Origin of the sequence: Halobellus sp. (assembly GCF_042218505.1) — an archaeon.
Classification (GTDB): Archaea; Halobacteriota; Halobacteria; order Halobacteriales; family Haloferacaceae; genus Haloquadratum.
The window spans coordinates 1-25,760 of record NZ_JBDGQZ010000056.1; the positions used below are offsets into that span (position 1 = coordinate 1).

At 65.0% G+C, this 25,760-nt stretch carries 27 protein-coding genes and 1 pseudogene; 13 read left to right on the forward strand and 15 right to left on the reverse strand.

Annotated elements, in window-relative coordinates:
• From ABEI27_RS14055 to hmgB, 6 genes are all read left to right on the forward strand, one after another.
• A partial coding sequence (locus ABEI27_RS14055) for an amidase family protein (RefSeq protein ID WP_375800034.1) occupies positions 1-551 on the forward strand: 551 nt, incomplete at its 5' end.
• A gap of 109 nt (positions 552-660) precedes the next feature.
• The gene (locus ABEI27_RS14060) at positions 661-1,509 is read left to right on the forward strand and encodes a TatD family hydrolase (protein ID WP_375800035.1); all 849 of its coding nucleotides are present in this window, start codon (positions 661-663) and stop codon (positions 1,507-1,509) included.
• A gap of 162 nt (positions 1,510-1,671) precedes the next feature.
• Positions 1,672-2,268, forward strand: coding sequence for a DUF2150 family protein (locus ABEI27_RS14065; RefSeq protein WP_375800036.1), 597 nt, complete (start codon positions 1,672-1,674; stop codon positions 2,266-2,268).
• 111 nt (positions 2,269-2,379) lie between these two features.
• Entirely contained in the window at positions 2,380-4,122 is a 1,743-nt protein-coding gene (locus tag ABEI27_RS14070; RefSeq protein ID WP_375800037.1) for a hypothetical protein, read from the forward strand.
• A 67-nt stretch (positions 4,123-4,189) separates the two neighbouring features.
• On the forward strand, positions 4,190-5,191 hold the full coding sequence (locus tag ABEI27_RS14075; RefSeq protein WP_375800038.1) for a hypothetical protein: 1,002 nt from the start codon (positions 4,190-4,192) through the stop codon (positions 5,189-5,191).
• Positions 5,192-5,501: 310 nt separating this feature from the next.
• Positions 5,502-6,839 carry a hydroxymethylglutaryl-CoA synthase gene (gene hmgB, locus ABEI27_RS14080; RefSeq protein ID WP_375800039.1) on the forward strand — a complete coding sequence of 446 codons (1,338 nt, stop codon included), beginning with the start codon at positions 5,502-5,504 and terminating at the stop codon, positions 6,837-6,839.
• 35 nt (positions 6,840-6,874) lie between these two features.
• Here hmgB and ABEI27_RS14085 read toward each other — a convergent pair whose 3' ends face one another.
• Together ABEI27_RS14085 and ABEI27_RS14090 are read right to left on the reverse strand one after the other, a co-directional pair.
• Positions 6,875-7,096 carry a hypothetical protein gene (locus ABEI27_RS14085; protein WP_375800040.1) on the reverse strand — a complete coding sequence of 74 codons (222 nt, stop codon included), beginning with the start codon at positions 7,094-7,096 and terminating at the stop codon, positions 6,875-6,877.
• A 65-nt stretch (positions 7,097-7,161) separates the two neighbouring features.
• Complete coding sequence (locus ABEI27_RS14090) at positions 7,162-7,869, reverse strand: helix-turn-helix domain-containing protein (protein WP_375800041.1); 708 nt, start codon at positions 7,867-7,869, stop codon at positions 7,162-7,164.
• Between the two features lie 361 nt (positions 7,870-8,230).
• Between ABEI27_RS14090 and ABEI27_RS14095 the strand changes: the two genes are divergently transcribed.
• A complete protein-coding gene (locus tag ABEI27_RS14095) occupies positions 8,231-8,896 on the forward strand; it encodes a metal-dependent hydrolase (RefSeq protein ID WP_375800042.1) in 666 nt (221 codons plus the stop codon).
• Between the two features lie 49 nt (positions 8,897-8,945).
• A complete protein-coding gene (locus ABEI27_RS14100; protein WP_375800043.1) occupies positions 8,946-9,476 on the forward strand; it encodes a GNAT family N-acetyltransferase in 531 nt (176 codons plus the stop codon).
• Between the two features lie 4 nt (positions 9,477-9,480).
• On the opposite strand, the gene ABEI27_RS14105 is transcribed toward ABEI27_RS14100, so the two are convergent.
• The 4 genes from ABEI27_RS14105 to ABEI27_RS14120 are packed head-to-tail and all read right to left on the reverse strand — an operon-like array spanning position 9,481 to position 13,096.
• Positions 9,481-10,059 carry a transporter gene (locus ABEI27_RS14105; protein ID WP_375800044.1) on the reverse strand — a complete coding sequence of 193 codons (579 nt, stop codon included), beginning with the start codon at positions 10,057-10,059 and terminating at the stop codon, positions 9,481-9,483.
• Between the two features lie 57 nt (positions 10,060-10,116).
• Positions 10,117-11,226: an ABC transporter ATP-binding protein gene (locus ABEI27_RS14110; RefSeq protein ID WP_375800045.1), complete on the reverse strand. Its 1,110-nt coding sequence runs from the start codon at positions 11,224-11,226 to the stop codon at positions 10,117-10,119.
• Entirely contained in the window at positions 11,223-12,029 is an 807-nt protein-coding gene (locus ABEI27_RS14115) for a molybdate ABC transporter permease subunit (RefSeq protein ID WP_375800046.1), read from the reverse strand. Before ABEI27_RS14115 ends, ABEI27_RS14110 begins: the two co-directional genes overlap by 4 nt.
• 5 nt (positions 12,030-12,034) lie before the next feature.
• The gene (locus tag ABEI27_RS14120; protein ID WP_375800047.1) at positions 12,035-13,096 is read right to left on the reverse strand and encodes an extracellular solute-binding protein; all 1,062 of its coding nucleotides are present in this window, start codon (positions 13,094-13,096) and stop codon (positions 12,035-12,037) included.
• Positions 13,097-13,154: 58 nt separating this feature from the next.
• Between ABEI27_RS14120 and ABEI27_RS14125 the strand changes: the two genes are divergently transcribed.
• Complete coding sequence (locus ABEI27_RS14125; RefSeq protein WP_375800048.1) at positions 13,155-13,580, forward strand: Tfx family DNA-binding protein; 426 nt, start codon at positions 13,155-13,157, stop codon at positions 13,578-13,580.
• Positions 13,581-13,619: 39 nt separating this feature from the next.
• Here ABEI27_RS14125 and ABEI27_RS14130 read toward each other — a convergent pair whose 3' ends face one another.
• A complete protein-coding gene (locus ABEI27_RS14130) occupies positions 13,620-14,078 on the reverse strand; it encodes a pyridoxamine 5'-phosphate oxidase family protein (RefSeq protein ID WP_375800049.1) in 459 nt (152 codons plus the stop codon).
• 126 nt (positions 14,079-14,204) lie between these two features.
• On the opposite strand from ABEI27_RS14130, the gene ABEI27_RS14135 reads away from it, so the two are divergent.
• Positions 14,205-15,686, forward strand: coding sequence for a replication factor C large subunit (locus tag ABEI27_RS14135; RefSeq protein ID WP_375800050.1), 1,482 nt, complete (start codon positions 14,205-14,207; stop codon positions 15,684-15,686).
• A gap of 37 nt (positions 15,687-15,723) precedes the next feature.
• On the opposite strand, the gene ABEI27_RS14140 is transcribed toward ABEI27_RS14135, so the two are convergent.
• The 5 genes from ABEI27_RS14140 to ABEI27_RS14160 all read right to left on the reverse strand — a co-directional run bounded on the left by ABEI27_RS14140 (position 15,724) and on the right by ABEI27_RS14160 (position 19,793).
• Positions 15,724-16,260, reverse strand: coding sequence for a hypothetical protein (locus ABEI27_RS14140; RefSeq protein WP_375800051.1), 537 nt, complete (start codon positions 16,258-16,260; stop codon positions 15,724-15,726).
• A gap of 68 nt (positions 16,261-16,328) precedes the next feature.
• The gene (locus tag ABEI27_RS14145; protein ID WP_375800052.1) at positions 16,329-17,066 is read right to left on the reverse strand and encodes an amino acid ABC transporter ATP-binding protein; all 738 of its coding nucleotides are present in this window, start codon (positions 17,064-17,066) and stop codon (positions 16,329-16,331) included.
• On the reverse strand, positions 17,059-17,889 hold the full coding sequence (locus ABEI27_RS14150; protein ID WP_375800053.1) for an amino acid ABC transporter permease: 831 nt from the start codon (positions 17,887-17,889) through the stop codon (positions 17,059-17,061). The genes ABEI27_RS14145 and ABEI27_RS14150 overlap by 8 nt, the downstream gene beginning before the upstream one ends.
• Before the next feature lie 31 nt (positions 17,890-17,920).
• Positions 17,921-18,808 (reverse strand): basic amino acid ABC transporter substrate-binding protein, encoded by an 888-nt coding sequence (locus ABEI27_RS14155; RefSeq protein WP_375800054.1) that lies wholly within the window; start codon positions 18,806-18,808, stop codon positions 17,921-17,923.
• A gap of 166 nt (positions 18,809-18,974) precedes the next feature.
• The gene (locus ABEI27_RS14160; protein ID WP_375800055.1) at positions 18,975-19,793 is read right to left on the reverse strand and encodes a COX15/CtaA family protein; all 819 of its coding nucleotides are present in this window, start codon (positions 19,791-19,793) and stop codon (positions 18,975-18,977) included.
• Between the two features lie 99 nt (positions 19,794-19,892).
• On the opposite strand from ABEI27_RS14160, the gene ABEI27_RS14165 reads away from it, so the two are divergent.
• Entirely contained in the window at positions 19,893-21,110 is a 1,218-nt protein-coding gene (locus tag ABEI27_RS14165) for a M24 family metallopeptidase (protein WP_375800056.1), read from the forward strand.
• A 100-nt stretch (positions 21,111-21,210) separates the two neighbouring features.
• Positions 21,211-23,454 (forward strand): NADP-dependent malic enzyme, encoded by a 2,244-nt coding sequence (locus tag ABEI27_RS14170; protein WP_375800057.1) that lies wholly within the window; start codon positions 21,211-21,213, stop codon positions 23,452-23,454.
• Between the two features lie 108 nt (positions 23,455-23,562).
• On the opposite strand, the pseudogene ABEI27_RS14175 reads toward ABEI27_RS14170, so the two are convergent.
• A pseudogene (locus ABEI27_RS14175) lies at positions 23,563-23,658 on the reverse strand (hypothetical protein); the annotation flags it as partial.
• A 417-nt stretch (positions 23,659-24,075) separates the two neighbouring features.
• On the reverse strand, positions 24,076-24,750 hold the full coding sequence (locus tag ABEI27_RS14180) for a reverse transcriptase-like protein (RefSeq protein ID WP_375800058.1): 675 nt from the start codon (positions 24,748-24,750) through the stop codon (positions 24,076-24,078).
• Between the two features lie 118 nt (positions 24,751-24,868).
• On the opposite strand from ABEI27_RS14180, the gene ABEI27_RS14185 reads away from it, so the two are divergent.
• Entirely contained in the window at positions 24,869-25,387 is a 519-nt protein-coding gene (locus ABEI27_RS14185; protein WP_375800059.1) for a CBS domain-containing protein, read from the forward strand.
• Positions 25,388-25,430: 43 nt separating this feature from the next.
• On the opposite strand, the gene ABEI27_RS14190 is transcribed toward ABEI27_RS14185, so the two are convergent.
• Positions 25,431-25,706 (reverse strand): hypothetical protein, encoded by a 276-nt coding sequence (locus ABEI27_RS14190; RefSeq protein WP_375800060.1) that lies wholly within the window; start codon positions 25,704-25,706, stop codon positions 25,431-25,433.
• Positions 25,707-25,760: the final 54 nt, after the last annotated feature.

Here is a 25,760-nt window from a genome sequence, read left to right on the forward strand (position 1 = left end):
TCGTCGACGCCGGTGCGACGGTCGAGGAGATCAGCCTCGACCACGGGCTCACGACCGACGAACTCAAAGACGCCTTCCTCACCACCTGGGCTGTCCACCTGCGGAGCATCACCCGGAACATCGAACAGCACGCCGAAGTCGACTTCTCACAGCGACGAGACGAACTCTCGGACTCGCTGGTCGAACTGCTAGACATCGCGGCCGACCGGGGCGTCGACGACCTGGCCGACACCGGAATCGTCCGGACCCGGATGTTCGATGTCATACAGTCGGTTTTTGGGACGTACGATCTCTTAGTGACGCCGACGACGGGGACGACGGCTCCGGAACTTAGGCCAACACACGACCACTGGGACTGGGTCGCACGGCGCCTGCTCACGTGGCCGTTCAACTGGACGGATCACCCCGCCGGGACGGTTCCCGCCGGAACCGACGATGAATCGGCACCGGTCGGGACGCAACTCGTGGGGCCGCGCTTCGGCGATGAAACTGTGCTCGCTGCGAGCGCCGCGTTCGAGCGTGAGCGGCCGTGGCAGTACCTGTACGAGTGAGCGTCGACTGCGGCGCTGTTCGACCGGCGCGAGCCAGCGCGCTCGCGGGAGACGGAGAACGGGCGCGAAAAGCAATCGACATTTTTGCGAGGAGCTTCGACGGGTAGGTATGGAAGACCTCGGCACGCCCGTATTGGACAACCATCTCCACCTCGACCCGGAGCACGGCCGCGGGTTCGAGGCCGTTCGGGACTTCGCTCGACTCGGCGGGACGCACCTGCTCGTCGTGAACAAGCCGTCGTGGCACCTTGGTGTCGAGGCCGAGACGGGCGAGGATTTCGACTCCGTATTCGAGACGACCGTGAACGTCGTCTCCGAGGCCAGTGAGTTGCTTCCCGGCCGTGCGTGGCCCGTGCTCGGCGTTCATCCCGGACTCGTCTCACGACTCGTCGAAGACCGCGGATTCGACCCCGACGAGGCAAGCGACCTGATGCGTGTCGGGCTCGACCGCGCCGCGGAGTTCGTCCGCGCGGGCGACGCGCTGGCCCTAAAATCGGGCCGACCGCACTACGACGTCCCCGATTCGGTGTGGACGGCCTCCAACGACGTGATGCGCCACGCGTTCTCGCTGGCGGCCGACCTCGGCTGCGCCGTCCAGTTGCACACCGAGGCGGCGGAGGACCTGACCGAGGTCGCCGAGTGGGCCGAAGCACGAGGACTGCCCGCCCACCGCGTGGTCAAACACTACGCTGGCGGGAGGCTCGCGGGACCGACCCCAAGCGTGATGAGCGAGAAAGATCGGCTCGAAGTCGCCGCCGAGCGGGGCGACCCGTTCCTGATGGAGACGGACTTCGTTGACGACCCGGACCGCCCGGGTGCGGTTCTGGGCCCGAAGACAGTTCCACGTCGCGTCCGATGGCTCCTCGATGCGGATCACGACGACGCCGTCGCCATCGCACACGTCGAGACGCCCGAGTACGTCTACGGAATCGACACCGAGGCGACGCTGTCGCGGTAGATCCGAGTCCTCGCGGCCGGTTCCCCCGACGGGCGGTGACTGATCGACATCCGCTGTAAACTCCGCGGTCGGGTCCGCTACCTGTTAGCCTGATACGCTGCGAACGCGTGGTCCCAGCACTCGACAAGAAAGGCATTTGAATCCCGGCGGGAATGGTGGAGTATGACCGAGGCCGAAGAGACCTACTACACCGAAGAACGCTGGCAGAATTGGCTTTCACGCGTCGAAGAGGAGGATCTCGATCCGGAGAACGAGGACTCCGCGCGCTTGCTCTTGAATCTACAGGACGACGCCGCCATCGCAATCGCGAAGATCGTCTCCGCCTTCGAGGACGAGCGTCTCGACGACGAGGAAGCGATCGACGAACTCGAGCGCGTTCGTGCGATTGTCCTCTCAGAGCCAAGGCTGGACATCGAAGACGACGCCGCGCGCGAGGACAAGCAGATGCTCGTCGACGGCGTCCAGACGAGCCTCGTCTGTGTCTTCTACGCGGCCGAGGAGTACATCGTCGCGGGCGCGGCCGAAGACGTCCCGCTCGCCGAGTACGTCGAGGCCGCCGCCGCGGCGGAAGCAGAAGAGGATATGGACGCGGCGCTCGGCTATCTAGTCCAGGCGGGCACGCGGATCATCCACGGCGACGAACTCGATATGGCGATCGCCGAAGAACTGGAGTACGGGCTGGTCTCCGAGTGGGTTAACGGACTCGACAGCCTCCAGAGCGCGATGAGCGACCCCGAGGTCGTCGAAGAGGAAGACTGAGTCGTCCGACCACACGCCGCGCCGTGAGCGGCGAGCCTGCCCGGTCGACCACGGCCTCGGTATCACCCGACGGGCGGCACGTTTTTACCCGGCAACTGCACATTCGGAGGTATGGATTTCCGGGGGGATGAGCGAGCCGTCACGGTCCAGATCGGCGCTGTCCTACTCCTCGGGTTTCTCGTCGTCACGCTCTCGCTGTATCAGGCGACGGTGGTCCCCAATCAGAACAGCCAGGTCGAGTTCCAGCACAATCAGCGCGTGCAGGCGGATATGCAGGAAGTCCGGAACGCGATCCTCGGGACCGCGGCGACGGGGTCCGCAGCGCCCGTCGGGGTCGAACTCGGGACGCGGTATCCGTCCCGAGTCGTCGCGGTCAATCCGGCACCGCCGAGTGGCTCCCTTTCGACGACCGCCCTCGGGGACATTAGCATCCAGAACGCCGAGGCGGACGACAGCACGACGGCAACTGTGGATTACCCCGAGACCGACGACTTCTGGAACGGGACGCCGCGCAACTACACGACGGCGTCGCTCGTCTACCGCCCGAACTACGCGAACTTCCAGAACGCGCCGACGACCGTCTACGAGAACGGCGTGGTGTACAACCACTTCCGTTCGGGGAACCTCACGCTGACCGGTCAGTCGGTGGTCGCCGGATCGCGCATCTCACTCGTCGTGCTCTCGGGAGACCTCTCTCGGAGCGGATCGGGAACGCTGACCGTCGATCCCCGCGCGGTGAGCGTCTCGACGCGGACAGTCAGCATCTCGAACGACAGCGACGGCGGCGACGTCTCGGTGGTGTTGCCCTCTCGACTCGGTGCCGACACGTGGGAAGAACTGCTCAGCGAGTCGGGCGAGTACGACCCCAGCAACGCGTCCACCGACGCGCACGTGTACGACGTCCAGAATCACGCCGCTGGCGTCGAACTGTTCTTCGAGCCGGGCGTGACCTACGAGCTGAAGCTCTCGAAAGTCGGCGTCGGAACGAACGTCGAGGGCACCGAGCCCGCCTATCTGACGAGTGTCGACGACCTCGTCGAACAGCCCTTCGAGGGGCGAACGTACCCGTTCGTGGTCGAATCGCGGGACCGGTTCAACAACCCCGTCGGTGCGGACGTCCTCGCAGCGACCGACCGACCGCCGGAGATGCAGAACGGCGTGACAGTTGAACCGGGTCGCTATCGCTATCAGTACACGGCCCCGCCGCCGGGCGGTGACCGGGTCAACGTATCTTACCTGCGAGCCGTCAACGGGAGCGAATACGACGTCGAAAGTTCGGACTTCAACGGAAGCAAACAGGAGAACGTGCAGTACGACCTCGTCGTTCAGTCGGTGACCGGAGGCGGCGGCGGTAGTGGCGGGCCGCTTTCACTTCAGGCCGGGAGCGGAGAAGCCAGCGCGAACGGCGGCGACTCGACCGGAATCCAGTTCGTAATTGCAAATGACGGATCGGACACAGTGACGATCGAGAGCATCACCCTATCCAATCCGTCCAATAGTGCGACCTTGGTCTATGAAGGTGGCAACCAAGCGGGAAATGGGGAGCGAGAAGTGTTCGTTGACGTCGGTGATGACGGCAGTGGCACCGAGAATCCCGAAGACGGCTCCTACGAAACGAAAGATAACAATATAAACAGTGGCAAGTGGGAAATCGGCTCTACCGGTGATCTAACTGACAAAGCTGAGATATCTGGATCACAATCCGCACGGTTCTATGTTTTCGAATTCTATGAATCTCGCAATCCAAATCCTGTTACAGTCGATATGTCGGGCGAGAGCATCACGGTCACGCTGACGTACTCCACTGGGGGCACGCAATACACTGAGGACTTCGATGTGACCGCATCTGCGTAGGCAGAACGAATATCATACGTGAAATTCCGAGGTGACTTTTTTTACTATCCAATGGCGACAGATTCGAGTGGACCGGCGCTCACGAACCGATCGCGCTCAGACGGAGTCTCTCGCGAGTCTGCTACTCATCGCGGTGGTCGTCGTCAGCGCGACCACGTTCGGGGCGTACTACGTCGCGTCGACGACCAGGGGATCCGGCGGCGGAGCGGCGGGTGGTGCCGGCAGCACAACAGACGCGGGAATCGACATCAGAGTCGCGGCCACCGAGGATCAGTTGCGATTGTCGCACAACGGTGGGCGGACGTTCTCGACGGCAGACATCCGGGTGATCGTTATGAACGCCTCCGGCGGGTACACGTTCCGCTTCGCCGATGGGTCGATCCGCCGCGGCGACGCAAACGGACAGTTCGATCCGGGCGAGACCTGGGGACTCGACTGGGCGGAGTCCGCCGGCAACGACGTCACGGTGACGGTCGTCGATGAATCTGCAGGGGCTGTAGTCGTCCGCCGGAGCCTGACAGTGGGATCCCTCGCAGTGTCGGGCTCTGCCGCGGGTGCAGGGTCGATCGATCGAGCCATCTCCGTCGATGCTGGAGACGACCGAACCGTCTCGGGCGAGGCGGGGTCGTCCGTCGGACTGAATGGGACGGTCCCGGATGCTGCCACTGATCTCTCCTACGACTGGCGGATCACCGACATAGACGGGCTTCCGTCGGACGCCGTTGCCGTCGTCGATGGCGACACGATCGATCCGATGTTCGAGGTCCGCGAGAACGTCACAGACCGGAACCACACGGTGACGGTCGAATTCACTGCAGAGAACGGGACCGCTTCGGGGCAGGACACCACGGTGGTAACCGTCGAAAGCGAGGGAGAAGGCGACGACGAGGACGATAATGAGGGTGACGATGAGAGCGAGGGCGACGACGAGAGCGAGAGCAACGGAAACGGAAATGGCAACGGGAATGATGGTTCCGACGATAGCGACGATGGCGACAACGCGAACGCGCTCACCGCCCCGATTCGCGTGGAAGAGACCGCCGCCGCATACCCGCCTGGGCGCTTCTGAGACGATGCCGGTCCGCCGGTAGACAGCGAGGACGACACGCGCTAGAGTCCACTGTCGGGCGGCTCAACGAGCGTGGAAGTGACAATCCGACGGCGGTTGGTGGGGCGACGGCTGGGACAACTGGTATGACAGAGCTAGGACGACGACACTGACGACTGGTGGGACAGGGCTGGGACAACAGTCCCGAGGACTGGCGGAACAGTTGGTTTGGCGGCCAGTGAGCCGGAGAGCGTGCCGCGTCGGCACGGATTAGACAATCGTCGATACGGGCATCGACACATCAATAAGCGATACGGGTGATGTCGTACCTATGACTGCCGTCGGCATCGACGCGATCGAGATCAGGACGGGAAAACTCCGACTCGACCTCCCGAATACGTTCGCGCCGGTCAAAGGCGAGGCCCCCGGGAAGTACGAGAAGGGGATCGGCATCGAGTACTCGTCGCTCCCGGACGTCTACGAGGACATCGTCACGATGGGGGCGAACGCCGCTAAACAGCTGATCGACCGGAAGGGGCTCACCCCCGAAGACATCGGTCGAATCGACGTCGCGACCGAGTCAGCCTTCGACAACTCCAAACCCGTCTCGACGTACATCGCGGGCTGTCTGGAACAGGTCTACGACGGCAACTTCCACCACGCGAACAAGGGCGAGCGGAAGTTCGCGTGCCTGGCGGGCACCCAGAGCATCGACGACGCGTACAACTGGATCCGCGCGGGTCGCAACAGGGGCCGCGCGGCGCTCGTCGTTGCGACCGATATGGCGCTCTACGAGCGTGGCGATCCCGGTGAGGCGACGCAAGGCGCCGGCGCGGTCGCAATGCTGATCGACGAGGATCCGGACATCGTCTCGCTCTCGACCGAGCAGGGGTACGGGAGCGCTGACGAGACCGACTTCCTCAAACCGAATCAGCAGTTCCCGAGCGTCGACGGCAAGCGGTCGATTCAGGTGTATCTCGCTCGGATGCGCGAAGCGCTGGAAGATTACGAGTCGGCCACGGGCGACACGCACCCCGACGACTTCGTGTACTTCCCGTTCCACACGCCGTATCCGGGAATGGTTCGGAAGGCCGCGCTGCTCGGGTATCGCCACATCACGCGCGGTACCGAAATCGAGGACGCACTCGCCGACGACATCGGAATGCAACCCCGCGAGAACGGCTACGCGGACCGCGAGGCGTACGAGGAGGCGATCCGGGCGTATATGGACGAACTGAAAGAGACCCGTCGATACCAGGAGTGGTACGAACGGGCGATCGATCCGACCGTCGACATCTCGGGACAGGTCGGCAACTGGTACACTGGTTCAGTACACGTCGCGCGGCTCTCGGCACTCCGCGCCGCTATCGAGAACGACGTGGATCTCGCGGGCGAGCGACTGCTCGTCGGCTCGTACGGCTCGGGAGCACAGGCGGAGATCCACAGCGAGACGGTACAGAGCGGCTGGCGCGAGGCCGTCGAAGCCGTCGACGTGACGCCGCAACTCGACGCCCGCTACGACCTCGACTACGACGAGTACGAACTCATCCACGATGTCCACAACCACGAGAAGGAGGCCGACGTCGAGGAGTTCACCCCGCCCGAGGACGAGTTCGTCTTCACCGGCTGGGGCCGGATGAACGAGCGGCGCTACGACTACATCGAGTAGACCGCTTCACCGCTTCAGTACTTCGGTAGCGTTGCTCAACAGCAGCCGTCTTCGGGCGACCACCGGCAGGCGTTGCCCGCCATCAGATTGCGTTCTTCGACGTGGGCCGTGAGACACGCGTAGTTGCAGAAGTACGTGGGTGACCCGCAGTCGTCGTCGCAGTCGCGGACGCAGATCGGGTCGTGATCGAAGATTCTCGAGTCGCAGTACGCGCACTCCTCGTCCGTATCGGGAGTCGAGACAGTTGCAGTGGACATACTGGGTCCACGTGGGCGGCTGAAGAAAGTCTTCTCCGGGGCTGCCGATCGACAGGGCAGCCAGTCTACGGCAGTCGCCGGAGATCCTCGAGCATCTCCTCCAGATCCCGGTTCGAGATGGCGAGCGAGAAGCCGTCTATCGTCGCCAGCGAGGGGGCGTGCTCCCAGAGGTCGTCTTCGGTGAGGCCGTGCAGGATGACTGCGTTCGGCGTTGGGTTGACGACGCGCATCGCGACCAGCGGCGACTCGCCGCGCGTGACGCTGGTGAAGACCAGCGCCCGCGAGGTGGACTGCCCGTACAGGCGATAGAACTCCTCTGAGGAGAGCCGGGTGATCGCCTCGATGCTGTTGATAACCGTGTGGCCGCTGATCCGATCCTGATCGCCGCGGACGAGTTCAGTCGCGTCCATCGCGTCGTAGAGCGTCTCTAGTGGGATCGACGTCGGGTACTCCCGCAGGTCCTGCACGATGTCGCTCTCGAAGCCGGCAGAGATGACGCGGGCGTATTGACGGATTCGGCCACCCCCGCGCGACTCGTCGATCTCCAAGAGCGCCTGGACCATTCGACGGACGACGCCGATGCCCGGGCTCTCTCTCCGCCCGCTCTCGTAGTCGGAGATGACCGACGAGGAGACGTCCAACTGGTCGGCGAGGACGGTCTGTGAGACGTCGAAGTCCGTCCGCCACTTCCGGAGCGTCGCGCCGGGGTCGTCGCTCAGGGTGATTTCGCCCGCGATGCGCCGCGCCAGATCCTCTCTGGGCACCGTGGTCACAGCCGGAGGCCCCCATCACTCGCTGGCACTCGATGCATTCTGCCCAGAGGTGGGCGGGACAGGTGGAAAAGCGTATCGAAGGTGGGGTTCGACGAACGACGACGTACACCCGACGTGACACCGCAACCGGAGGCGGAGGTTTATGTGCCAAAGCGGGACCAGCAGGGGTATGATCTGACATCGACCCCGCGTCGGACCGCGGTTGCTCGGCACGTCGACGCGGGCCCTCCGAGGAGTGCCGACTGTTCGCCAAGAGCCTTCAGTTTCCACTGAGCGACAGATGCGACTCTCGCCGCGTCGATCCCGCTCCCGTCCCGTCCCGCAGGAACGTTCAAGTCCGCCGGCGCGTCAGTACTCGTCGGTGCCTTCGACCCTCGTCCACGTCGCCATCGCGCTCCTGCTCGCGGCAGGGCTCCTCGGTGAAGCGTTCGACCGCCGGAGTGCGCTCGTCATCGCCGGGGCGACGATCCTTCCGGATCTGGACGTCGCGCTCGAGCCGATCCTCTCCGGCGCGCACCGTTCCGTAGGCCACACGTTCCTGTTGCCGACGCTCGTACTCGCTGTACTCCTCTGGGACACGCAATTTCGGGCGGACTCCTGGCTCCGCGAGCGCTACGGCGAGCGCGGCGTCAACGTCGCCTTCGTCGCCGTGGTCTGTCTGTTCGGTGCGGCGATCGTGCCGGATCTGGTCGTGGGCGGCGTCAACGCCTTCTACCCGCTTCACGACCAGTTCTACACCGTCGACGGCCGGCTGTTCTACTCCACGGACCGGGGATGGGTACAGACGTTCGTCGATCTCTCGCCACCCGCCCAGCCACAGGATCGACCGCGAACGACGGGGAACTTCGACTTCCGAACCGTCCTCGACGCCGAGCCGACGCTGGGCCAGAGCGGCGGCGACGGCGGAAGCGCCGGGAGCCAACAGCCCGTCGAGCGGCTCTTCCCCGTCGCGATGACGGGCTTTCGTGCGTGGCTGCTCCCGCTGTCGGCGTTCGTGACGGGCGTCCGGCTTCGACAAGCCGACTAGATGTCCCCGAATGGGTGCGTTCTTGTCCTCGGTGGATCGAGATCACACGATGAACGATCCCACCGGGGCGATCACGGTTTGCCCGTACAATCCAGCAGCCCACGACGCGTCCGCGCTGTGGGCGTTGAAGCGCAACTTCGAACTGGGACTCGGCTCCGAGACCGGTGGCGACGAAAAAGGAGAGACGTACGCGGCGAAACTGACCGACGAGTATCGCGAGCGGTGGCTCCATTGGGTCCACCGGTGCGTCGACGAGGATCCAGACTGCGTCGTCGTCGCCGAGACGACCGACCCGACGGAGTCGAAACCGCCGCTCGTCGGATACGCTTTTCTCCTCCCAGAGTCGCTGGCGTTCATCTGGGACGCCGCCGTTCTCAACGAGATCTACGTCCGACAAGAACAGCGCGGGACGGGCGTCGCCGACGACCTCCTCGAGGCCGCGCTCGCGTGCGCTCGATTGCAAGACCTGCCACTCGACCGGATAGCCCTCGACGTCGATCCGACCAATCCGCGGGCGAAAGCGTTCTACGATCGATACGGCTTCGAGCGCTGGGGCGAGATGGTCGCTCGCGGCCTGTGAGTCACTACTCGCCGGCGAACGATCCCAGCGCGCTACCCACCGCTCCGAAGACCAGCGGGTAGACGAGGCCGGTCAGGAGAATCGCGGTGACGAGCGTCGGCCCTGCCGAGGCGTCGCCGACCGATATCGAGAACAGGAACGCCCCGACGATCGCAAGCGGCAGGTACGCAACGGTGACCGTCAGGCCCGCGAGGCCCCCAGACAGCACTCTGTCGGCACGACTGACGACGCCGACGAGCGCTCCCACGATCAGCAGGATGACCGGCGGGAGGAGAAAGAGCCAACCGGGGAAGGTGTCGCCCCGGCCGACGAAGTTCACCGCTGTCGATCCGAACAGCCCGGGAATCTCTGTTGTGACGTAGTGGGCGTTGAAGAACACCCAGCCGACGAGTTTCCACGTCCCCGGATCGCCGGTTGCGAGTTCCAAAACGCGGGAAGCCAGCGAGTTCGAGAGCTGCTGGCCCGCCACGGCGTAGGTGAGCGCGTACGTCAGCAGGAACGAGATGAGCCCGCCGGCTCCGTCGATCAGTGTGGTTCGACCGTTTGGCACCAGACTGCCCTGGGACGACGACGTGCGTGACATCGATCGAAGGTGTGTCCCGTATTATGATGTCTTCTGGTCGTCGTCTCGACGAGAGCCTCAGTTCCGGTCCGAAGCGTCGGTGCGGTTGCCTGACCGTTCGTCTGGGTTGTCGACAGAGATCAGATGTACTGCGTCCGGTGCGATGGCGACCTGCAGACTCGACCCCACGTCGACCGAGAGCGATTCGAACTCAGGCGGCGACACCGCCGCCGTCAGTGTGAGCGAAGCGTCCGCCAGTTCGACGACGACCCGGTACTCATCGCCCTCGTTCAGCCAGCGGCGAACCGTCCCTTCGATGAGACTTCCCACCGCTTCTGGCTCCGTCGGAGGGGTCCGGAGGCGCACGCGGGAGGGATGGACACACGCCGTGAGCGTCGAACCGACCGCAGGCCCGGAGTCGGGCCCGATTGTGGCACGGAACCGGAGGTCGTCGACCCGGAGCGTGACCGTCCCCGACCCGCGATCGGACACCGATGCCTCGAAGATGTTCTCGTTGCCCGTGAAGTCGGCCACGAACCGGGTCGCCGGGCGGTCGAGAACGGCAGTCGACGGTCCCGTTTGCTCGATAGCACCGGCGCGGAGTACCGTGATTCGGTCGCCGAGTGCCGTCGCCGTCCGCTGATCGTGCGTCACCAGCACCACCGGGATCCCGATCGAATCGAAGAGGTCGTAGAGTTCGCTCCGGAGGCGGCGGCGGATCGGCGCGTCGAGGCTCGAGAGCGGTTCGTCCAAGAGCAGCGCCGCCGGTTCGGTCGCGAGCGTCCGCGCGAGAGCGGCCCGCTGTCGCTCGCCGCCCGAGAGGGTCTGCGGTCGGCGCCCGAGCACGTCTTCGACCTCCAGCAACTCCGCTAACGCCGAGGTGTACGCGGGATCCGAACTGGCGTACGCGATGTTCTCCCCGACGGTCATATTCGGAAAGAGCGCGCCGTCCTGAAACACCAAACCGACGTTCCGACGCTCTGGGGGAAGCCCTTCGAGCGACCGACCGTCGAGCGTGATCCGGCCCGCATCGGGCTGGAGAACTCCCGCGATCAGCCATAGCAACGTCGTCTTCCCACACCCCGACGGGCCGAGAACCGAGAGCACCTCCCGGTCGATCGTGAGATCGATGGGCCCGAGTTCGAACCCGCTGTAGGCCCGTTCGAGACGGTCGAGTTCCAGACTCATGCCCACGGGTTGGACGCGACGGTGTTGAGAATGGCCAGCGCTGCAATCGAGACGCCGATCAGGATGATCGCGATCGGATACGCGTCTTCGAGACCGAGCGAGACGAACGACACCCAGATCTGGACCGGCATCGTTCGGGGGTAGTACGCCAGCATCATCGTCGCCCCGAACTCGCCTATCGCTCGCGCGAACGCGAGCATCACGCCCGCGAGGATTCCCGGCCCGGCCAGCGGAAGCGTGACGCTCCGCGCCGTCGCCCAGCGGCCCTTCCCGAGCGACCGCGACGCGTATTCGAGCGTCGGATCGACCGCCTCGAAGGCCGCTTTCGCGGTCACGACGACGAACGGGGACGCGACGAACGTCTGCGCGAGGACGACCCCGGCCAGCGATCGGGTGAGTTGGATCCCGGCCGTCGACGCGAGGCTCCCGACGACTGTATTCGGGCCGATCACGGTGAGCAATACCACACCTCCCACGGTCGGCGGGAGCACCAGCGGCAGGAGGATCACAGCGAGAACGAGGTTCTTCACGACTGCGTCGGTGCGGGCGAGCCAGTAGGCCAGCGGCAATCCGAACAGCGTGGCCAGCACCGTCGTTATCGACGCCGAAAGCAGCGAGGTGGTCGCCGCACCCAGCACGGTCGGGTTCGTCATCTCTCCGACAATCTCCCCCGGCGGGACAGCGAGGAACAGCGAGAGCATCGGCGCGAGGTAGTAGACGAGCAAGACACCGCCGAGCAACAGCGTGACGGTGAGCCAGTCAAGCCGCCGAACCGCCCTCGTCCGAGTGGAGTGCGCTGCCATACTGCTCAGATGAGAACCGTGAGTTCCGAAACCCCACTCGTCAGCAAGCGATCCGCGCCGGGGCTCGCTTGCGTCGCGGTCGATGCCTCAACGGCGTTACGGGCCTGACTGGGTGGCGACCCTTCGTACGTCGGAAACCGATCACGTTGGACGAACCCCGACTCCGCGAGGTAGTCTCCGGTGGTGTGAACGTCGAAGACGGCCAGCGCCGCGTCGCTCAGCGCTCGGATCGTCGATCCGTAACTGATGAACCCGCCGCGAACCTCCTGGCCGCTCGGGAGCGTGTACGAGACGGTCTCGTACCACTCCGACTCGTGTACGGGATTGCTGAGATCGATGCGGTCCGGGAGTTCGACGTAGTCGTAGCCGCGCTCGACGGCCATACTGCGGTAAGCGAACGCCGCGTCGATCGCGCCGACCTCGAACTGACTGAGTAGCGACGTTTCCGGGTAGATCTGGTCGCGTTCGAGGAGTCGCTCCCGCAGGTTCGACGCGCCGTCGTAGTACCGCGAGGCGAGTTCGAGCGTGAACAGCGTGCGGTAGCCCAGGGGATCGAGGTCCGGATCCGTCCGCCCGACGCTGACGTCGCTGCCGGCCAGCGGTTCGTACCACTCGTCCGGGCTGGCGGCCGCGATGCGCTGTCCAGCGTCGGTGTCCGGGTTGTAGACGAGGACCATCGCGTTGCTCGCGAACACCGAGTACCACGACGGCGTGATCGGGCCCTCGAAGAGCGCGGTGTCCGCCACAGTGACGATATCTGGATCGCGCTGGCCCTCGGCGACCATCCGGGCGACCGTCGCCGAGCCGTGCGATTCGATCCGCACCGGCACGTCGACCGCGGGCTTCAGTCCGGTTTCGAGCGCGTACTGGAGGCTTCCGGCGGAGAGGATCGCAACCGTTGTGGACGACCCGCCGTCGCCGCCCGTCGTCCCCGTCGCCGACCTGGTCGGCGTTGCCCCCTCGGCGCCACCCTCGTTGCCGGCACAGCCTGCCAGCCCGGCCGCGGCGGTCACGCCGACGGCCCGGAGAAACCGGCGACGCGTTCCACGGGCTCCCTCCTCGGCCATACACGATAGACTACTCTTTGAGGGAAAAGATTATCTAAAACACTTCTGTTTGATTCGTATGGTCGCTGTGGAGTCGACGACGCTGACAGCGCGTCAACTGGAAATCCTCGAACTCAGAGAGCAGGGGCTGACGCAGCAGGAGGTGGCCGAGCGACTGGGCACCACCAACTCGAACGTTAGTGCCGTCGAGCGGGCAGCCCAATCGAACGTCGAGAAAGCCCGGCGGACACTGGAGTTGGTTCGGACCGTCCGGTCGCCGGTACAGTTCACCGTCGAACCGGGCACCAGTTTCGACGAACTCGTCAACGCCGTCTACGAGCACGCCGACGAGGCCGGCATCAAAATCGACTACTGCCGTCCGAAACTCTACACGCATCTGTACGGCTCACTCGACGGTTGCACGAAACAGAACGAACTCACTTCGCCCATCGAGGTCGGCATCACCAACGACGGTGACGTTCAGGCGTTCACCGACACACCGTGACCGCGAGATGGGTCCGGCTCGTGACCGAGCGTCCTGTCGTCACTCGATCCCGACAGACGGCTTCTCGCGCCGCCCCGTGATCTCGTCGGGAGTGAGGCGGTAGAGGTCGTACTCCAGTTCTCTGGGAGGTTGGTCGTACACGGTAAAAAACGGGATGTCGACCGTCCGAATCGATTCGACGACGGCCCCGTCGATGCTCGCCTCGGGTACGTCGCTCAGTGGCCCGCGGACCACGACCGACACCCAGCCCTCGTCGGACTCGTTCGAGACGACGAGCGCGACACCGTCGGAACTGTCGAGGAACCGCCGCTTCTCGGACGCTTCGCCGAACCCGAGACGGAGAAACACCTCGCCGGCGTCGGCGTCGTAGCCGTACGAGATGGGAATCGCGTACGGTTCGTTGTCGTCAGCGAGCGCCAGCACTCCGACGCCGCCCGTTCCGAGTACGTCGTCGATCTGTGACCGATTCAACACCACCGCGCTCTCGTCGTCGCTCATACCCCCCGTTCGGCACGTGCTCGCATAAATTGTTGCTCGACTTCCACGAACGGCGGCGCCCGACGTCGGGACGACGCCCGCTGGCGCTCCGCAATCACTAAACGCGCCACCGACTACAGTTCGACAATGACCGACTGGACCGAGCGGTATCGCCCGTCGACGCTCTCTGCGGTCCGCGGCAACAACAAGGCCCGCGACGCGTTGCAGGAGTGGGCCGAGACGTGGGACGACCACCGCGAACCCGTCGTCCTCCACGGGTCGCCCGGCGTCGGCAAGACTTCGGCGGCGCACGCGCTGGCGAACGATATGGGCTGGGAGGCCGTCGAGTTGAACGCCTCCGACGAGCGGACCGCGGACGCGATCGAGCGCCTCGCGGGCCGCGCCTCCCGGAACGCTACGCTTTCGGGATCGGTCGGCGGCGGTGGCGACGGCCGCCAACTGGTGATTATGGACGAGGCCGACAACATCCACTACCAGTACGATCGCGGCGGCGCGAAGGCCGTCACCCAGTTACTCAAAGAATCGAACCAGCCGATCGTCCTCATCGCCAACGAGTACTACGAGATGTCGAACGGTCTCCGAAACGCTGCACAGGAGATCGAGTTCCGCGACGTCTCCGCGCGCTCGATTGTTCCCGTCCTGCGCGACATTCTCCGGAAGGAGGGAATCGAGTTCGACGAGGAGGCGCTCGAACAGATCGCCGAAGCCGACAGCGGCGACCTCCGCGCGGCCGTCAAGGATCTTCAGGCGACCGCCGACGGGACGGAGCGAGTCACACTCGACGACGTTACGACCGGGTCGCGGAACCGATCGGTTGGACTGTTCGAGTTCCTCGATGCCGTGCTGAAAGAGGAGTCGGCCGAAGACGCGCTCCAGACGGCCTACGCCGTGGACGAGACACCCGACGACCTGGTGCAGTGGATCGAGGACAAGGTCAGTCTCGTCTACGAGGACGACGAACTCGTCCGCGCCTACGACTTCCTGGCGAACGCCGACGTCTGGACCAGTCGTGTGTACGCCACCGACTACGACTACTCGTGGTGGCGCTACGCCACCGACAATCTCGCTGGCGGCGTTGCAGCCGCACGCAATCACACCCGCGGCGGGTGGACGCGCTACGGCGGCGCGCCATACCGCTCGACGCGCGATTCGACGCGCGACGAAATCGTCCGATCGATCGCCGACTCCGGCGGGTTCTCGATGTCGACTGCGCGCCTCGACGTGCTGCCGTTTCTCGCCGCGATGACGCATCACTGTAAGCCGCGCGATCTAACCGTCGCGATGGCCGCGTGGTACGACCTCGACGAGGCCGCGGTCTCGTACGTCACGGGCAGCGGTGAGACCACCAACAAGGTCCAGTCGATTGTCGAGGACGCGGCCGAACTTCGCTCGGAGGCGGTCGAAGATCACGCCGACGGTGCGTTCGCGGGCGAACGCCGCGTCGACTCTGACGCCGCCGAGGAGGACTCCGACGCGGACGACGGTGCCGACGACGACAGCCAGCAGACGCTAGATTCAGACGTGCTCGACGACGACGGCGAACCGGCCGAAACGGACGATGCCGCGGCCGAGGACGACGGGCAGGCCGGCCTTTCGGACTTTATGTGACTTGTCGCGGTCGGATCCGGGGACAGAGCGGCAACGGCTATACGGGCTTGCCCGACGTCTCGAACCGCGTCGCCGTCACGTCGACTGCGACGCCGAGGAGCGCGCCCGGAATCGAGAGCAGCGCGCCCGCAACAGCCCCGAGGACGGTTCCGGACACGAGCAGTCCGATGACCGCGCCGCCGACGCCGCCGACGACGTATCCCGTGGTCGAACACCGAACGCTTCGGGCGTAATCAGTTTCGCGAAGCAGGAACGTCACGAGCGCGCCGAGAGCGATCGGTCCCCACTCTCCGAGCAGCGCGATGAGCACTCCGACGGCGAGCGCGCTGCTGAGAAAGCCGACGAGCGCGCCGACGGAGAGATCCAGACTCTGGACTCCGGGGACCGTTCCGGACGCGAACAGGAACACGCCGACCACGATGCCGAGGCTATGGACGGCCAAGAGCGTCGCATCGAGGCGACGACCCGCCACTCTCGCTAGAAGCAGGCTCACGCCGGCGAGAAGCGGGAGGATGACCGCGACGGCAGCGATGCCGAGGAAGACGACGAAGCCGGCTCCGGGGACGTTGGTCATTACTCGAAATTTCTGCACCCGTGAACAAGTGCTTTGCCGGCGACCGAAACACCGACCGGGAAAACGCCTCAAAGGATCTTCGAGAGGAACTGCTCGCCGCGTTCGGTATCCGGGCTTCCGAAGAACGATTTCGGCGCGCCGGATTCGACGATCCGTCCCTCGTCCATCAGGACGACCCGGTCGCCGACTTCGCGGGCGAAGCCCATCTCGTGGGTGACGACCATCATCGTCATCCCGTCGTCGGCGAGTTCCCGCATCACGCCCAGGACTTCGCCGACGAGTTCGGGATCCAATGCGCTCGTCACTTCGTCGAAGAGCATCACTTTCGGATCCATCGCGAGCGCCCGGGCGATGGCCACCCGCTGTTGTTGGCCGCCGGAGAGTTGATTCGGATACGAGGTCGCCTGTTCGAGGAGGCCGACGTCTTCGAGCAGTTCTTCCCCCCGCTGTCTGGCGGTGTTCTCGTCGATGCCCCGGACCTTCTGCGGCGCGAGCATCACGTTCTCCAGCGCGGTCTTGTGAGGGAAGAGATTGAACGACTGAAAGACCATCCCGATGCGCTGCCGGAGGCGGTTGATGTCGCCGTCGGGGTCGGAGATGGACTCCCCGTCGAGGCGGATCTCACCCGACTGAATCTCTTCGAGGCGGTTCGCACACCTGAGCAGCGTCGACTTCCCCGATCCCGAGGGACCGACGACGACGCAGACGTCGCCGTCGGTGACGTCCAGCGAGACCTGCTTGAGGACGTGGGCATCGCCGAAGTACTTGTCGACGTGGTCGAACTCTAGGAGGATGTCGCTACTCATTCGTCTCACCGCCCCAGTCGGCTCGGTCTTCGAGATACGTGACGAGTCGTCCCATCGGAATCGTGATCGAGAGATACGCGACGGCGACTAACACCAGCGGCGTCCACGGGTCGAACGTCGCGCTGTTGACGTCGCGGAACTGCTGGATCAGTTCGGGAATCGCGATCACCGTCAGGAGCGAGGTGTCCTTCACGAGGATGATCTGGTCGTTACCGACGGCCGCTAGGGCGTTGCGCCACGCCTGTGGAATGACGACCTCGCGCATCGCTTGCACGTAGCCCATCCCCAGCGATCGAGCGGCCTCCATCTGGCCGTCCGGGACCGCCCCGATACCCCCACGGACCGCCTCGCCGACGTAGGCGGCGTGATTCAGCGTCAGTGCGATGATCGCCGTCGGGAACCCCCAGTTCGAGACGGGGAACGTCCCCGGCCATAGCGTCGGGACCCCGAAGTAGATGACGAATATCTGAAACAAAAGCGGCGTCCCGCGGAAGAACTGGACGTAAGCCGCGGAGATCCCGCTCGTGATCCGGGTCTTCGAGACCCGCGCGAGTCCGACGAAGATCCCGCTCGAGACAGAGAGAATGCTGCTGATGACGACGATGCTGAGAACCAGGCCGTACGCGCCGATGAACTGTGGGAGAACCGTCGGGATCAGCCCGTAGTCGACCTGTGTCGAGAGAATGTAAAGGACCAGGAGTACGACGCCCAGGGCGAAGAAACTCGACAGGGCGACGCCGAGGTATTTCAGCGTCCGGTCGTCAAAGATCCCGTCGGCGACAGCGTTAGCTTCCGGGGATGCGCTCGAGTATGAGTCTGCCATAGGTGGGGTAAGAGGACGAAGCCAGTTGAGATTATCCCGCGAAGTACTTCGAGTAAATCTCGTCGTAGGTACCGTTCTCCTTGATCGCTGCGAGCGCCTCGTTGACGCGCTGGCGGAAGGTGTCGTCGTCCTCGCGGAACGCGATACCGTAGTTCTCGATCGTGAGTGTCAGGTACGGCGGGGCCTCCTGATCGCTCTCGGCGGCGACGCCCTCGCCCTCGATGAAAACGACGTCGTCGCGCTCGTTGGCGAACCCGGCGTTCACCGTGTTGTCGTTGATGACGGCGTCGACCTGTCCGTTGATGAGCGCCTGGAACGCGCCGTTGATCTGGTCGTACTTCTTGAGGGTGAGATCGCCGTCGAACTCCGATTTTAACTCCTCGGCCGCGTTTGCGCCCGTCGTCCCCTTCTGGACGCCGACCGGGTGCCCCTTCAGATCGGATTTCGACGAGATCGACCCGCCTTTCCGGACGATCACGGTCTGATACGCGGTGAAGTACGGGTCGGAGAAGTCGACCTTCTGGTCACGGGTCTCGTTGATGGTCATCGCGGACATAATGACCCGGAAGTTGTTGCTGTTCAGCGAGGGGATGATCGAATCGAAACTCGTCGCCTGGAACTCGTACTCGGCGCCGAGTTGACTCTTGAATACCGCTTCGGCGATTTCGACGTCGAAGCCCGTCAGTTCGCCCGAGGTCGTCTCGTACTCGAAGGGCCGATACGGGATGTCCGAACCGATCGTTACCGTCGAGGGGACGACTGACTCCGTCGTCTCCGCCTCGGTCGTTGATTCGGTCATCGAATCGCCGCCCTCGGTCGCCGTCTCTGTCGAGTCTCCGCCCGAGCCGCCGGTACATCCGGCGACGAGGCCGCCGGCCAGTAGACCCGTTCCAGTCTTCAGGTACGTTCGTCTGTCCATAACAGGGATCAGTTATAGAGAGCAATATAACAACGTGTCGCTTTGGCGCACGTCCGTTCACCCTCGATGCGGGTTTCTGACCGCGCGTGACCGCGCATCTAACAGTTGTGACGGATCCACACTCTGGGCGGTCGATGTCTTCACAGCTGTGTCGACGTCCCGTTCGTCAGTCGCCGCCCGGGACGCCCCGGGTGCTCGGACCGACGTCCTCTCGACGGGCAGCGACCCACGCAGCCGCGACGAGCGCGAGCGCGAGCAGACTCCCCCCGATCGAGACGTACTGCAGCGTCCCGCCGTAGACCAGCCGGCCGACTACGAGTAGCGAGACGACGATCAGCCCGGCCGTCGCCGACAGTTGCCGGACGCGCCGCGCCTTGGCGGACTGCCCCGGATCCGCCCACACCGCCGCCGCGAGCAGTGCCGCGTAGACACCGAGTCCGAGGAAGTAGTACACGGCCTGAACCCGCGGCCCGAACGTGACGAAGGCGTGCGGTGCCAACACCAACAGGACCGGGAGCACCGCGCCCGCGACGCCGAGCGCCTGTCGCGCCCGAACAAAGGGGGCATACGCCGCTGCCGCCGCGAGCGCGACGCCGGAGAAGATGATCGACGCCGTGCTGAAGTGCGCGAGTAACACGGCCCACTGGTAGGTGGTCACCGTGAGCGCACCGAGGACTATCTGCGACGGCAGGAGGATCGTCGACGCAGCGAGCGCGAGGCGGATCCGCCGGTCGGCACCGCGTCGCCACGCCAGGGCCGTCGTCCCGAGGACGACGAAGCCGGTGATCATCGCGACGAAGCGGTGGAACCATTCGATGAAACTGCTCCAGTTCGCCGGAAACAGGCCGAGGAAGCCGTCACAGAGCGGCCAGCGTCCGGCGCACGTCAGCCCCGCGCCGGACGCTGCGGTGTACACACCGAGAACCATCAGGATTCCCGTAAGCGCCGCCGAGACCCCGACGAGACGACGAAGACGCACGTCCATATGCGACCGTCAGATCCGGAGACACTTGAATCGCTCTTTCGGCGCGTCTCGCCGCGTCGTTCCGACACGTTTCAATGGGCTCCGGCGGAATGTGCGACTATGGTAGACGAGACGCCGCCGGACGACCGTGCGCGGACAGGCGACGGAACTTCGGACGCTCAGCGCGTGGTCGATCGGACGGACGAACACCTCGAACACCGGCGCGAGCGACTGTCGGCCGTTCTCGACCGCGAGGAACTCGACGCCGTCTGGTTCGCCCGGCCGAACTCCTTCGCGTGGCTTACCGGCGGTAGCAACGTCGTCGATCGCGACGCCGACGTCGGCGTCGCGGCCGCGGGCTACGCCCGGACAGACGGGTTCGTCGCCGTCACCGACAACATCGAGGCCGAACGACTCGTGCGTGAACAACTTCCGGAGGCGTTCGACCTCACCGCGTCAGCCTGGTACGAGTCCTCGCTCGATTCGGCCGTCGCCGACGCGACCGACGGCGATGGGGCCGCCGACTTCGACGTCCCCGGATTCGCACCGATCGACGCGAGTCCGCTACGTCGCCCGCTTTCCCCCACGGACGTCGACCGATACCGGACGCTCGGCCGCGAGGTCGCGGCGGCGATTGAGCGCGTCGCGCGCGAACTCCAGCCCGGAGACACCGAACGCGAGGCGGCGGCGGGGCTTCGGATCACGCTCGCGGGTCAGGGCATCGAGGCTCCCGTCGTCCTCGTCGGCGGCGGCGAGCGCGCACAGCAGTACCGACATTTCACGCCGACCGGTGCCGAACTCGGATCGTACGCCCTCCTCTCGGTGACGGCCGAGCGTGGTGGACTCTACGCCAGCGCGACGCGAACGGTCGCGTTCGCAGACGCGCCAGAGTGGCTGACGGATCGCCACGAGACCGCAATGCGTGTTGAAGCCACCGCGCTCGACGCGACCCACCGTGCCGTGAACGGGGAGGAGGACGAGGCCGTCCCGTCAATTACGACCGCAGGCGACATCTTCGACGTCGTCGCCGACGCGTACGCGACACTCGGCGAGTCCGACGAGTGGCAGAAGCATCATCAGGGCGGTGCAACCGGGTACGCGGGCCGCGAGTGGTTCGCGACCCCCGAGAGCGACGAACCGATCGAGGCCCCGCTCGCATACGCCTACAACCCGAGCGTCCGGGGGACGAAGTCCGAGGATACCGTACTCGTCACTGAGGACAACGTCGAGATACTGACAGGGAGCGACCGCTGGCCGACGCGCCGCGTCGAATCCGCGATCGAGGGCAGCGACTTCGCGATCGAACGCCACGCGGTCAAACCGGTCGGCAGCGCCTGAGGAGGACAAAAACACGACTCGGCCCCGAGTTGTAATTCGTTGTCTGTCGAACCGGCATTCGACAGGTATCTTTTTTTGTGCCGGTATCCTCGCCGCCGCTATGGGACTCGACGACGACGCGCGGGAGTATCACCGCGAGGATCCTCCCGGCAAGATCGAGATTTCGACAACGAAGCCGACGAACACCCAGCGGGATCTCTCCCTGGCGTACTCGCCGGGCGTCGCCGCCCCGTGTCGTGACATCGACGCGGACGCACGTCGCTCCTACGAGTACACCGCGAAGGGGAACCTCGTCGGCGTCGTCTCGAACGGCAGCGCCGTCCTCGGCCTGGGTGACATCGGCGCGCAGGCCTCCAAGCCGGTGATGGAGGGCAAAGGCGTCCTGTTCAAGCGATTCGCCGACATCGACGTCTTCGACGTGGAACTGGACCTCGAGGACCCGGAGCGGATCGTCGACACCGTCCGGGCGATGGAACCGACCTTCGGCGGCATCAACCTCGAAGATATCAAGGCCCCCGAGTGCTTCGAGGTGGAATCGCGCCTCCGCGAGGAGGTCGATATCCCGATCTTTCACGACGACCAGCACGGGACGGCGATAATCTCGGGCGCGGCGCTACTGAACGCCGCCGACGTCGTCGGCAAGGATCTCGAGGATCTCCGGATTGTCTTCTCCGGCGCGGGCGCGTCTGCCATTGCGACGGCGCGGTTCTACACGTCACTCGGCGTCCGACACGGGAACATCGTGATGTGTGACTCCTCGGGGGTCATCGGGACCGACCGGACGGGACTCAACGAGTTCAAAGCGGAGTTCGCGTCCACCACGGACGACGACACCCTCGAAGAGGCAATGGTGGGTGCAGACGTGTTCGTCGGCCTCTCCGTCGGCGGGATCGTCTCGCAGGCGATGGTCGCGTCGATGGCCGAGAACCCGATCGTGTTCGCGATGGCGAATCCCGATCCCGAGATCGACTACGAGGCGGCGAAGGCGGCCCGCGACGACACGGTCATTATGGCCACTGGCCGCTCGGACTACCCCAATCAGGTCAACAACGTGCTCGGGTTCCCCTTCATTTTCCGCGGTGCGCTCGACGTGCGCGCGACCGAGATCAACGAGGAGATGAAACGCGCCGCGGCGGAGGCGCTTGCCGACCTCGCACGCCAGGACGTTCCCGACGCGGTCGTGAAGGCCTACGGCGACCAACCGCTGCAGTTCGGTCCGGACTACGTCATTCCGAAACCGCTCGATCCACGCGTTCTCTTCGAGGTCGCGCCCGCAGTGGCGGCGGCGGCGATGGAGTCTGACTGTGCCCGGACCGACGTCGATCTCGAAGCCTACGAGGAGCGTCTCGAGGCCCGCCTCGGTAAGTCCCGCGAGATGATGCGCGTCGTCCTCAACAAGGCGAAGTCCGATCCCAAGCGAGTCGCGCTCGCGGAAGGTGCCGACGAGAAGATGATCCGCGCGGCGTACCAGATGCGAGAGCAGGGCATCGCTCACCCCGTTCTGGTCGGTGAAACCGACGAGATCGTACAGACGGCCACGGATCTCGGCCTGGAGTTCGAACCGGAGATCGCTGACCCCTGGAAGGGCGACTGGGACCACTACGCCGACCGCCTCTACGATCTCCGCCAGCGCGAGGGTATCACCAAGCGCGAGGCGCACGAACTGATCCGTGGCGACAGCAACTACCTGGCCAGCGTGATGGTCGAACAGGGCGACGCCGACGCGATGCTGACGGGGCTGACTCACCACTACCCCTCGGCGCTCCGCCCGCCGCTGTCGATCATCGGGACTGCGCCTGATGCGAACTACGCGGCCGGCGTCTATATGCTCACGTTCAAGAACCGCGTCATCTTCGCCGCTGACACGACGGTCAACCTCGATCCCGACGCCGACGTGCTGGCGGAGATCACGAAACACACCGGCGAACTCGCCCGGCGATTCAACGTCGAACCGCGCGCCGCGATGCTCTCGTACTCGAACTTCGGCAGCGTCGACAACGAGAAGACCAGAAAGAGCCGCGACGCCGTCGAATCACTCCACGCCGACCCAGACGTGGACTTCCCGGTTGACGGGGAGATGCAGGCTGACACCGCGGTCGTCGAAGATATTCTCGAAGGCACCTACGAATTCTCCGATCTTGACGAACCCGCGAACGTGCTCGTTTTCCCGAACCTCGAAGCGGGGAACATCGGGTACAAATTGCTGCAACGGCTCGGCGGCGCGGAGGCCATCGGGCCGATGCTCGTCGGGATGGACAAGCCGGTCCACGTGCTCCAGCGCGGCGACGAAGTGAAAGATATCGTCAACCTCGCAGGGGTCGCTGTCGTCGACGCACAGGAGTAACAGACCACGTTCGCTGGTGTTCAACCGGAGACGAACTCGACACTGCTGATCGAACCGCGCGCCGCCGGCTTCTCCGTCCGTGCAACGGATCCGCCAGCCGTGCGCATCCGCGACCTGCTCGACGATGTTCAGTCCCAGTCCCGTTTCGGCGCGCGTCGTCGAAACGCCCGCCTCGAAGGTCCCCGTGCGATTGCTCGGCGCCACGCCCGGCCCGTCGTCTTCAACGTCCAACCCCCGTCGAAATCGCCCACCGTTACCGTGACGTGATCCCTACCGTGTTCGACGGCGGTTCGAATGCTGTTCTCCAGTAGTTGCTGGAGGCGGCTTCGATCAGCCAGCACGTGCCGGTCGGTCTCGATCGCGGACCCGTCTGTCCGTCACCCGCCTCGGAACTCGGAGACCGGTCTGTCTTTCCGTCACTATCCATACGCCACCATTCAGGCGGGCGGCTATGGAGCTTTCCCCCAGGGTCGCAACACCCGCTCGCACCCCGACAGGATTGTGCCGTTCCGGTAGTGTGCTGTCGGCACCGACTCGTTCTCGCTTCGCTCACCGAACCGAGACACCCGTAAGTGGATGGCGTGGCCCGAGCGCCGGACTGTGATCCCTCGCGGGAACCGTTCAGTCGCTTGCGCGCCCCTCGAAGCGCGACGGCGGCGGATACTGCGGTTCGGCGTTCGCGTCGCCGCCGGCAGTCTCCCGGGGTTCGCCGCCGGCCCCGAGCGGTTCGGGGACGATACAGCGGTCGGCCCGTCGGTTCACGTGCGCGTACTTGCCCGGCGCGTTCGCGAGCGGGTGCGCCGGGTTTTCACGGCCGTCGAGCCGCGCTGCTCGGAGTTCGTCGAAGCCCGCGATCCGTGCACAGATGCCCCGCCAGTGGGACTCGCTGCCGGGTGGGATCCGCTCGCCGCCGGTCGGTCGCCACTCGGCGCCGTCGCCAGCGCCCGCGAGTACCTCGCCGTTGACCGCCGCCGCGAGGTTATCGTGATCGACCAGCACGCCGATCCGGGCGTCGTCCGGCGTCCGGGCGGCCAGTACGTCGAGTCCGAGATGGAGCGCGCGATACTCGGCGACGTTGTTGTTCGGCGCGGCGTCCGGCACCGAGAGTCGCGCGACGCGGGTGCCGTCGTGCGCTTCGATCACGACGCCGAGGCCGCCGCCGTCGTCGTTGCGACGATACGAACCGTCGGTGGCGACGTAGAAGTGTCGATGGTGTGTTCGCGGCGGATGTGCGATGTGTGGCGTCGGGGAGTCGTCGAACAAGTCACGCAGCGTCGACCGGCCGTGAGCGGCCATACAACCAGTATCGTCCGCTGATTGTTAAAGATATCTCAGGTTTGGGCCGCCGCGACTGGGTCGATGTTCCCCTGTGGTTCCGGAATTATTAGACGGGCGGACGACAAACTGCCCGGATATGACCGCAACCCTGAGCCTGCTGGCGAGCGATCTGATGACTGAGGACGTCGAAACCGTCTCCCCTGACAACGACGTCAGCGAGGTCCTCGGGCGATTGGCCACGGTTGAGTTCAACGGCTTCCCAGTGGTCGACGACGCAGGGACGCTGGTGGGGATCGTGACCCAGCACGACCTCGTCGGCCTCTTCGAGACCCAGGATCGGACGCTGTGGATCCCGGTCGGGTTTCCGCCGTTTATCGAGACGCTCACCTACGCCATCGACGTCTCCTGGGACGACCTCGACCTGGGCGTCGATCTCCTCAAGAACGCCGATAAACCGGTTCGCGAGGTGATGACCGCGGACGTCGTCTCGGTCGCGCCGGACACCTCGCTCGACGAGATTCTCGACCTGCTCGCCGCCGACGAACGCGACATTAACCGCCTCCCAGTGGTCGACGACGGCACGGTCGTCGGCATCGTCGCCCGTCAGGACGTTCTCCGGACGATCCGTGACGAACGAGATAAAGACGCCGAATAATCTGCCACGCTGCGCGCCATTCGGACGCAGCGCGCACCCAGACTTACATCGCGCCGATTCCCTGCCTCTCGTTGAGTGCGTCGCTGACGAGGACGGCCTCCCCGCTCTCGGTGAAGCCGTACGTCGACGCGTTGGCGCCCCCGTCCACGACGACCGCCAGACGCCCGGTGTAGGTGTCGTCGTCCGTCTCGTACCCGTCGATGACGACGACGTCGTACTGGTCGATCGACCAGGGGCTACCGTAGGTGTAATAGTCGTTGACCGCGGCCTCGACCGCCTCAAGTTCTTCATCGGTCGGCTCCCGGCAACTGTCAGTCATAGGCGGAGCATCACTCTCTCGGGTGAAAAAACGTTGTGAGAGCGAAACGTTGAG